9 protein-coding genes are annotated in these 7,810 nt (G+C 69.1%); 4 read left to right on the top strand and 5 right to left on the bottom strand.

From position 1 onward, the window contains the following. A partial coding sequence (glcF, locus tag AC1DOC_RS11020) for a glycolate oxidase subunit GlcF (protein ID WP_478129795.1) occupies positions 1 to 1,114 on the top strand: 1,114 nt, incomplete at its 5' end. An 89-nt stretch (positions 1,115 to 1,203) separates the two neighbouring features. Then, complete coding sequence (locus tag AC1DOC_RS11015) at positions 1,204 to 1,641, top strand: carboxypeptidase regulatory-like domain-containing protein (RefSeq protein WP_478080024.1); 438 nt, start codon at positions 1,204 to 1,206, stop codon at positions 1,639 to 1,641. Positions 1,642 to 1,653: 12 nt separating this feature from the next. On the opposite strand, the gene AC1DOC_RS11010 is transcribed toward AC1DOC_RS11015, so the two are convergent. The 3 genes from AC1DOC_RS11010 to lplT form a co-directional block, all read right to left on the bottom strand. Then, on the bottom strand, positions 1,654 to 2,145 hold the full coding sequence (locus AC1DOC_RS11010) for a glutathione peroxidase (protein WP_012745390.1): 492 nt from the start codon (positions 2,143 to 2,145) through the stop codon (positions 1,654 to 1,656). 13 nt (positions 2,146 to 2,158) lie between these two features. Continuing rightward, positions 2,159 to 3,049, bottom strand: coding sequence for a DMT family transporter (locus tag AC1DOC_RS11005; RefSeq protein WP_018907527.1), 891 nt, complete (start codon positions 3,047 to 3,049; stop codon positions 2,159 to 2,161). Positions 3,050 to 3,164: 115 nt separating this feature from the next. Beyond that, positions 3,165 to 4,469 (bottom strand): lysophospholipid transporter LplT, encoded by a 1,305-nt coding sequence (gene lplT / locus AC1DOC_RS11000; RefSeq protein ID WP_012745392.1) that lies wholly within the window; start codon positions 4,467 to 4,469, stop codon positions 3,165 to 3,167. A 172-nt stretch (positions 4,470 to 4,641) separates the two neighbouring features. Between lplT and alr the strand changes: the two genes are divergently transcribed. Together alr and AC1DOC_RS10990 are read left to right on the top strand one after the other, a co-directional pair. Continuing rightward, the gene (alr, locus tag AC1DOC_RS10995; RefSeq protein WP_478080023.1) at positions 4,642 to 5,742 is read left to right on the top strand and encodes an alanine racemase; all 1,101 of its coding nucleotides are present in this window, start codon (positions 4,642 to 4,644) and stop codon (positions 5,740 to 5,742) included. Beyond that, on the top strand, positions 5,739 to 6,473 hold the full coding sequence (locus AC1DOC_RS10990; protein ID WP_478080022.1) for a hypothetical protein: 735 nt from the start codon (positions 5,739 to 5,741) through the stop codon (positions 6,471 to 6,473). Before alr ends, AC1DOC_RS10990 begins: the two co-directional genes overlap by 4 nt. A gap of 11 nt (positions 6,474 to 6,484) precedes the next feature. Here AC1DOC_RS10990 and AC1DOC_RS10985 read toward each other — a convergent pair whose 3' ends face one another. Beyond that, entirely contained in the window at positions 6,485 to 7,462 is a 978-nt protein-coding gene (locus tag AC1DOC_RS10985) for a 2-dehydropantoate 2-reductase (RefSeq protein ID WP_478129794.1), read from the bottom strand. A 1-nt stretch (position 7,463) separates the two neighbouring features. After that, on the bottom strand, positions 7,464 to 7,810 hold a 347-nt coding region (locus tag AC1DOC_RS10980), incomplete at its 5' end, for a class II aldolase/adducin family protein (protein WP_478129793.1).

Raw genomic sequence — 7,810 nt, 5'->3', positions numbered from 1 at the left:
GCTCGGCGACGAGCTCGACGGCCCGCGCGGACGCATCTACCTGATCAAGCAGGTGCTCGAAGGCAAGGCCCCCACGCGCAGCACGCAGCTGCACCTGGACCGCTGCCTGACCTGCCGCAACTGCGAGAGCACCTGCCCGAGCGGCGTGCAGTACGGCCACCTCGTCGACATCGGCCGCAAGATCGTCGACGAGAAGGTGCCGCGCCCCGCCATGGAATCGGCCACGCGCTGGCTGCTGAAGGAGGGGCTGCCTTCGCCGCTGTTCGGGCCCGCGATGAAGCTCGGCCAGTCGGTGCGCGGCCTGCTGCCCGATGCGCTCAAGGCCAAGGTGCCGGCCAGGCAGGAGGCCGGCGCCTGGCCCACCGCCACGCATGCGCGCAAGGTGCTGATGCTCGCGGGCTGCGTGCAGCCCTCAATGATGCCCAACATCAACAGCGCCACCGCGCGCGTGCTCGATGCGGCCGGCATCCAGGCCGTGGTCGCGCCCGAGGCCGGCTGCTGCGGCGCCGTCAGGTTCCACCTCAACGACCAGGAAGGCGGCAAGGCCCAGATGCGCGCCAACATCGACGCCTGGTGGCCGATGGTCGAGCGCAACGAGGTCGAAGCCATCGTCATGAACGCCTCGGGCTGCGGCGTCACGGTGCGCGAGTACGGCCATATCCTGCAGCACGACCCGGCCTACGCCGCCAAGGCCGCGCGCATCAGCGAGCTGACGCGCGATCTGAGCGAGCTGCTGCCCGACCTGGTGCCGGCCCTGAAGGCGCGCGTGCATGCGCCGCAGGGCGTGGTCGCCTACCACCCGCCCTGCACGCTGCAGCACGRCCAGAAGCTGCGCGGCGGCGTCGAAACGCATCTGCGCGCACTCGGCTTCGACGTGCGCGTGGCCATGAACGAATCGCACCTGTGCTGCGGCTCGGCCGGCACCTACTCGGTGCTGCAGCCGGAGCTGGCCTACCCGCTGCGCGACCGCAAGCTCGGGCACCTGGCGCAGCTGCAGCCGAGCGTCATCGCCTCGGCCAACATCGGCTGCATCACGCACCTGCAAAGCGGCAGCCAGCAGACGCCCGTGCGGCACTGGGTGGAGCTGCTGGACGCGGCGCTGGCAGCGGCCTGATCGCACACCGAAGAGCGCCCTGGTCCGACTCGCGCGCCGGGCTTTTGCGCCGCATCATGGCGGCACCGTTTTTCCTAGGAGCAAGCCTCATGTCTTCTGTTCAAGCAGCTTCCACCGTTCCGAAGAAGCACTTGCGGCGCGCGCTGCTGGCGCTGGCATGCATGGCCGGCGCCGTTGCTGGCGCGCAGGCCCAGTCGGCCATGCCGCAATGGAAGGGCGAGGGCGCGGTGCGCTATGTCTGCGGCGGCATCGGCTCGGACGAATCGACCGCCATGCGCGCCGCCATGAAGGACCATCCGCTGGCCCTGCTTTTCGCGCGCTCCGACGGCGCCTACCTGGCGGATGTGCAGGTCGACATCAGGGGCGCCGACGGCGCGCCCTCGCTGGCCTTGCGCGCGAGCGGGCCGGTCTGCCTGGTCGACCTGCCCGCGGGCCGCTACACCATCGACGCCGCCATGGCCGGCAGTGCCAAGAGCCAGGCGGTGACAGTGGGCAGCGGCTCGAAGACTGTCGATTTCAGGTTCTGAGCGGGCCTCGATTCAGCCCGCCGCCAGCGCCGCCTCGATCTCGCGCGCGATTGACGCGGGCGTGTCCAGCGGCGCGTAGCGCTTGCGCACCCGCCCGTCGCGGCCGACCAGGAACTTGGTGAAGTTCCACTTGATGGCCGTGCTGCCCAGGAGGCCCGGCTTTTCCTTGGTGAGCCACTGGTAGAGCGGCGCGGCGTTGCCGCCGTTGACGTCGATCTTTTCCATCATCGGAAAACTCACGCCGTAGTTGGTGGTGCAGAAGGCGCCGATTTCCTCGTTGGTGCCTGGGTCCTGCGAGCCGAACTGGTTCGACGGAAAGCCCAGCACCACCAGCCCCTGGCTCGCGTACTTCTCGTGCAGCTGCTCGAGCCCGGCGAACTGCGGCGTGAAGCCGCACTGGCTGGCCGTGTTGACGATCAGCAGCACCTTGCCGCGGAAGTCCGAGAGCTTCACCTTCTTGCCGTCGATCCGGTTGGCTTCGAAGTCGTAGATGCTGGTGGTCATGGCGCTGCCTCGGTCAGGTGGGGGATGAAAGCCGATCATCGCCCTGCACCGGCGTTCGCGCAAACGCCGACCACACGGCCGCCAGCACGATCAGCGCGCCGCCCGCCAGGATGCGCGGATCCATCTGGGCCGCGCCCAGCGCCACGGAAGAGACGCTGGCAAAAAGCACTTCCGACAGCATGATCACGGCCGTGGCGCTGGCCGCCAGCCGGGCCGCGCCGTACTGCAGGCAGATGTTGGCCAGCACGAAGCCGGTGCCCAGCAAGGCCGCCCATCCGATCCAGCCCGGCTCCGCGGCAAGCGGCGAGCCGAAGGCGCCGAGCAGCGTGCCGGCCGCCGCGGCAATCCCCGCCACCGCCGCGCATCCGCAGAACATGGCCAGCGCGCGCGATTCGCCGGGCGCATCGCGCAGGTGGCGCAGCACGATGTTGGTCACGGCAAAGCTGAAGCCGGCCGCCAGGCCCAGCCAGTCGGGCAGGCTCGACGGCACCGGCCACTCGACGCCGGGTGTCTTGAGCACCACGGCCACGCCGGTCAGCGCCAGCGCCACGCGCGCGAGCGCGCCGCCGGTGGGCCGCTCGCCCAGCACGGCCCAGCCCAGCAGCACGCTCCACAGCGGCATCAGGTAGAACAGCAGCACCACCCGGACCACGTCGCCCTGCGTCACCGCCCAGTTGAAGCCCAGGTTGGTGAAGCCCGCTGCCAGGCCCAGCAGCACCAGCATCGGATATGCCGCGAAGCCGCGCCAGGCGTGCCGGCGAAAGAAGCCCATCGCCAGCGAGATCGCCACGTAGATGATGCAGGTGGTCCAGACGGGATGCAGCCCGTGGCTTTCGATGTGCCGAAAGGGGAACCACGAAACGCCCCACACAAAAGCGTTGAAGATCAGTGCGAGAGCTGGCATGAGGGCAGGATTTTTTTTCGTGGAACACCGTGGATCCGGCTTCGCCGGGCCACCGGTGTTGCCCCCGGCGAGGGGGTGGGCGAAGCGACACGAAGTGCGCGCAGCCTGGGGGAGGTCAATGATGTTTATCGCTGCGGGCGATGGCGAGCAGGTGCTCGACTTCTTCGGGGTACTTGCGCAGGTTGTGATGATGCCAGCGCTGGATCAGCCACATGCAGCCCGCCACCACGCCGCCGAAGGCGCCGATGGCCGCAAAGGCCGACAGGCCCAGGCCGGTGCAGGCGCTGTAGAAGCCGCCGAGCAGCAGGATGCAGGCCTGCTCGTTGAAGTTCTGCACGGCAATCGAGCGGCCCGCGCCCATGAGGTTGTGGCCGCGGTGCTGCAGCAGCGCGTTCATCGGCACCACCAGGAAGCCGCCCAGCCCGCCCAGCAGGATCAGAAAGGGCACCGCGATCCAGACGTTGCCGATCAGGTTCATGCTGATGACCAGCAGCCCCATGGCAATGCCCATGGGAATCACGCGTGTGGCCATGTCCAGCCGCATGCGCATCGACGCCACGATGGCGCCCACCGCCATGCCGATGGTGACCACGCCGGTGAGCGCCGTGGCCTGCGTGGTGTTGTAGTCGAGCGCGAGCGCGGCCCAGGCCAGCACGATGTACTTGAGGTTGGCGCCCGCGCCCCAGAACAGCGTGGTGGTGGCCAGCGAGATCTGGCCCAGCTTGTCGCGCCACAGGCGTGCGTTGCAGTGCCAGAAGTCAGGCAGCAGCGAGAACATGTTGCGCGCCAGGCCGTGCGCCGGATTGGCGCGCAGCGGCCGCATCTCGACGCCGGTGTGCGGAATGCGCGTGTTGAACCAGGCCGCCAGCATGTAGACGAAGATCAGCACCGAGATGGCCGCCTCGGCCGGCGAATCGACCCCCGTGTCGATCAGCGGCATGTCGAAGGACAGCAGCCGGCTGGAAACCGCATGCCCCACCAGCGAGCCGCCGAGCACGATGCCCAGCAGGATCGAGGCGATGGTGAGCCCTTCGATCCAGCCGTTGGCCTTGACCAGCTGCGAAGCGGGCAGGAGCTCGGTCAGGATGCCGTACTTGGCCGGCGAATAGGCCGCGGCGCCCAGCCCCACGATCGAATACGACAGCAGCGGATGCGAGCCGAACAGCATCATCAGGCAGCCGACCACCTTGATCGCGTTGCTGATGAACATCACCCGCCCCTTGGGCAAGGCGTCGGCAAAGGCGCCCACCAGCGGCGCCAGCACCACGTAGAAGACGGCAAAGATCGGCACCAGCGCCGCGCGCTGCCATTCGGCCGCTCCCGTGCTTCGCATGAGCTCGACCGCCACGACAAAGATCGCGTTGTCGGCCAGCGACGAAAAGAACTGGGCCGACATGATCGTGTAGAAACCGCGCTTCATCGATGGGCTGGCTGGCCAGGAATGTGCTGGCTGTAGTGAAAAAGTGTCGCGACTTTTGGGCGAATGGGCGGTTATAGCATGGGGGTACGACGGCGAAATCAGCGTTCACATCCTGGACAGCCTGGTCCGGGAAGATGCTAAAACCCCATCCGTCCACCATTCGACGCCCATCATGCCGCGCCCCATTCTCGCCACTGTCCACACCGCCGCGCTTCGCCGCAACCTCGACCGGGCACGGCGTGCCGCGGTCGATGCCCGCGTCTGGGCCGTGGTCAAGGCCAATGCCTATGGCCACGGCATCGAGCGGGTCTATGAGGGCCTGCGCGGCGCCGACGGCTTTGCGCTGCTCGACCTGGCCGAGGCCGAACGCGTGCGCGCCCTCGGCTGGCGCGGCCCGGTGCTGCTGCTCGAAGGCGTGTTCGACGCGCGCGACCTGGAGCTGTGCTCGCGGCTGGACCTGTGGCACACGGTGCACTGCGACGAGCAGATCGACATGCTCGCAGCCCACAAGACGCTCAAGCCGCAGCGTGTGTTCCTCAAGATGAATTCCGGCATGAACCGCCTGGGCTTCGCGCCCGAGCGCTTCGGCTCGGCCTGGACGCGGCTGAACGCACTGCCGCAGGTCGACGAGATCTCGCTGATGACGCATTTCAGCGACGCCGATGGCGCGCGCGGCATCGCGCACCAGCTGGAGGTGTTCGAGCGCGCCACCCACGACCTGCCGGGCGAACGCTCCATCGCCAACAGCGCCGCCACTCTGCGCCATGCCCGCCAGACCCGCGGCGACTGGGTGCGCCCCGGCATCGTGCTGTACGGCAGCGCGCCCGACTTTCCCGAGCACGACGCGGCGCACTGGCAGCTGCAGCCCACCATGACGCTCTCGACCAAACTGATCGGGATCCAGACACTGAAGGCGGGCGACACCATCGGCTACGGCTCCAACTTCACGGCCGAGGGGCCGCTCACCATCGGCGTGGCCGCGGTCGGCTATGCCGACGGCTACCCGCGCCACTGCAACACCGGCACGCCGGTGCTGGTGAACGGCATTCGCACCCGCATGGTGGGCCGCGTGAGCATGGACATGATCACGGTCGACCTCACGCCCGTGCCCGGCGCCAAGTTCGGCACCGAGGTCACGCTCTGGGGCTGCTCGGCCGTGAGCGGCGCGGTGCTCCCCATCGACGAGGTCGCGCAGGCCGCCGGCACCGTCGGCTACGAGCTCATGTGCGCGGTGGCGCCGCGCGTGCCCTTCGCGCCGGCCGACGGCGAATGAAGGTTCTCTCCAACTGGCGCTCGGTGCGCCTGTGGGAGACGCAGCTCGAGCGCGACCTGCACCGCAACTACAGCCTGCGCACGCACGGCATCCTGATCGGCAGCTTCACGCTGCTGCTGATGTGGGGCGTGTCGGCGCTGCAGATGCATGTGCTGGGCGTGCAGTCGCTGGCACTGCGCTACCTGCTCACGCTGGGCGTGGGGTATCTGGGCTACCTGGGGGTGCTGCGCTGGTGGGCCCGGCGGCTGGTCGAGAACCGGGCCGGCTTCAATGTCGATGCGGGTGATGTCGTCGATGCGGGCGATCTGGCGTTCGATGCGGCCGGCAGCCCGGCCGGCGGCACCGGAGGCAGCGCGCTGTCCGATGCGGCCAGCGGCGCGCTCGAGGTGGCGGGCGCCGCGGACGAGGGCGCCGTCATCGTGGTGCCGGTGGTCGCCGTCTTCCTGATCTGCGTGGCCATCGTGCTGGGCGCCGGCTCGCTGGTGCTGCTCTACTTCAGCTGGGACGCGCTGCTGGCCGTCGCCGTCGAGGTGGCGTTCTCGTACGTGTCCGCGCGCGCCGCGGTGCGGGTGGCGCGCGAAGGCTGGCTGATGGCGGCCGTGCGGCTGACGTGGAAGCCGCTGCTGGGAGCCGTCGTCTGCGCCGTGGCCCTGGGCGCCGTGCTCGACCACTTCATGCCGCAGGTCAATTCGCTGCCCGAGGCGGTGCGGGTTCTGCTGAAGAAGCACTGAACCGGCAGGGCTCAGTACAACCCGAGCTTGCGCATCTTCAGCCGCGCCAGCCCCAGCAGCGCATCGGTGAACGGCGTGGCCACTGCCGTCAGCTCGCCGAGCTCCCGCACCACGGTCACCAGCGCATCGAGCTCCACGGAGCGTCCGGCTTCCACGTCCTGCAGCATCGAGGTCTTGAACGCGCCGAGCTTCATCGTCACCGCATGCCGGTCTTCGGGGCTCTGGGTGATCTCGATGCCGATGCGGTGTCCGATCTCCCTGGCTTCGAGCATCAYGGCCGAGATGAAGCCGCGCACGTAGTCGTCGCCCATGATCAGGTCGGTGGTGACGCCCGTGAGCGCGCTGATCGGGTTCACCGTCATGTTGCCCCAGAGCTTGAACCACACGTCCTTCTGGATCTGCGGCGACAGCGTGGCGTCCAGGCCCGCGCGCTGCAGCAGCGCGACCAGCTTCTGCACGCGCGGCGTGGCTTCGCCCGAAGGCTCGCCCAGAATCAGCCCGTTGCCGAAGTGATGCCGCACCACGCCCGGCGCATCGAGCGAGCAGCTCGCGTGCACCACGCAGCCGATCACGTTGCGCGAGGGGATGGCCCTTGCAATCGCGCCGTCGGGGTCCACGGCCGCCAGGCGGTGGCCGGTGATGGCGCCGCCGAAGCCGCCTTCGAGGAACCACCACGGCACGCCGTTCATCGCCACCAGCACCAGCGTGTCGGGCCCGATCAGCGGCCCGATGCGTTCGGCCACGCCGGCCAGCGCGGGCGCCTTCACGGCGATGACCACCAGGTCCTGCGTACCGAGCGCTTCGGGGTCGGCCACCGCGTTGACCGGCACGCGCGTGCGCACGTCGCCGCGCATCAGCGAAAGGCCGTCACGCTGCAGCGCTTCGAGCGTGGCGCGGCGCGCCACCACGTTGAGCCGCTCGCCGGCCTGCGCCAGGCTGGCGCCGATCCATCCGCCGATGGCGCCGGCGCCGTAGATGCAGATCTTCATGTCAGTTCTTGTAGCTGGCGTCGATGCGGTCGACCTGGCGCACCAGCGCGTCGAACACGTCCTGCCCCGCGCCATGCTCGGGGCTGAACTGCAGCGCGTCGCGCGTGCAGCGCTGCGCGATCTCCTCGCTCACGGGAATGGCCGCCCCCATCGAGAAGGTGGCCATCTGGATCTCGCAGGCGCGCTGCAGGGTCCACAGGATCGCGAAGGTCTGCGGCAGCGTCTGCCCCCAGGCCAGCAGGCCGTGGTTGCGCAGGATCACGGCGTTGCGGTCGCCGATGCTCCTGAGCAGGCGCGGGCCCTCGTCGGCATGGATGGTGATGCCCTCGAAGTCGTGGTAGGCCACCA

This window comes from Variovorax sp. 01T439_2 (assembly GCF_056398445.1).
This window is presented reverse-complemented; position numbering and strand designations above follow the sequence as displayed.

Excerpts from the sequence above, each read along its gene's own strand:
- lplT (WP_012745392.1), bottom strand. The coding sequence starts at position 4,469 with ATGAAGCGCGGTTTCTACACGATCATGTCGGCCCAGTTCTTTTCGTCG.
- alr (WP_478080023.1), top strand. The coding sequence starts at position 4,642 with ATGCCGCGCCCCATTCTCGCCACTGTCCACACCGCCGCGCTTCGCCGC.
- AC1DOC_RS10990 (WP_478080022.1), top strand. The coding sequence starts at position 5,739 with ATGAAGGTTCTCTCCAACTGGCGCTCGGTGCGCCTGTGGGAGACGCAG.
- AC1DOC_RS11005 (WP_018907527.1), bottom strand. The coding sequence starts at position 3,049 with ATGCCAGCTCTCGCACTGATCTTCAACGCTTTTGTGTGGGGCGTTTCG.
- AC1DOC_RS11015 (WP_478080024.1), top strand. The coding sequence starts at position 1,204 with ATGTCTTCTGTTCAAGCAGCTTCCACCGTTCCGAAGAAGCACTTGCGG.
- AC1DOC_RS11010 (WP_012745390.1), bottom strand. The coding sequence starts at position 2,145 with ATGACCACCAGCATCTACGACTTCGAAGCCAACCGGATCGACGGCAAG.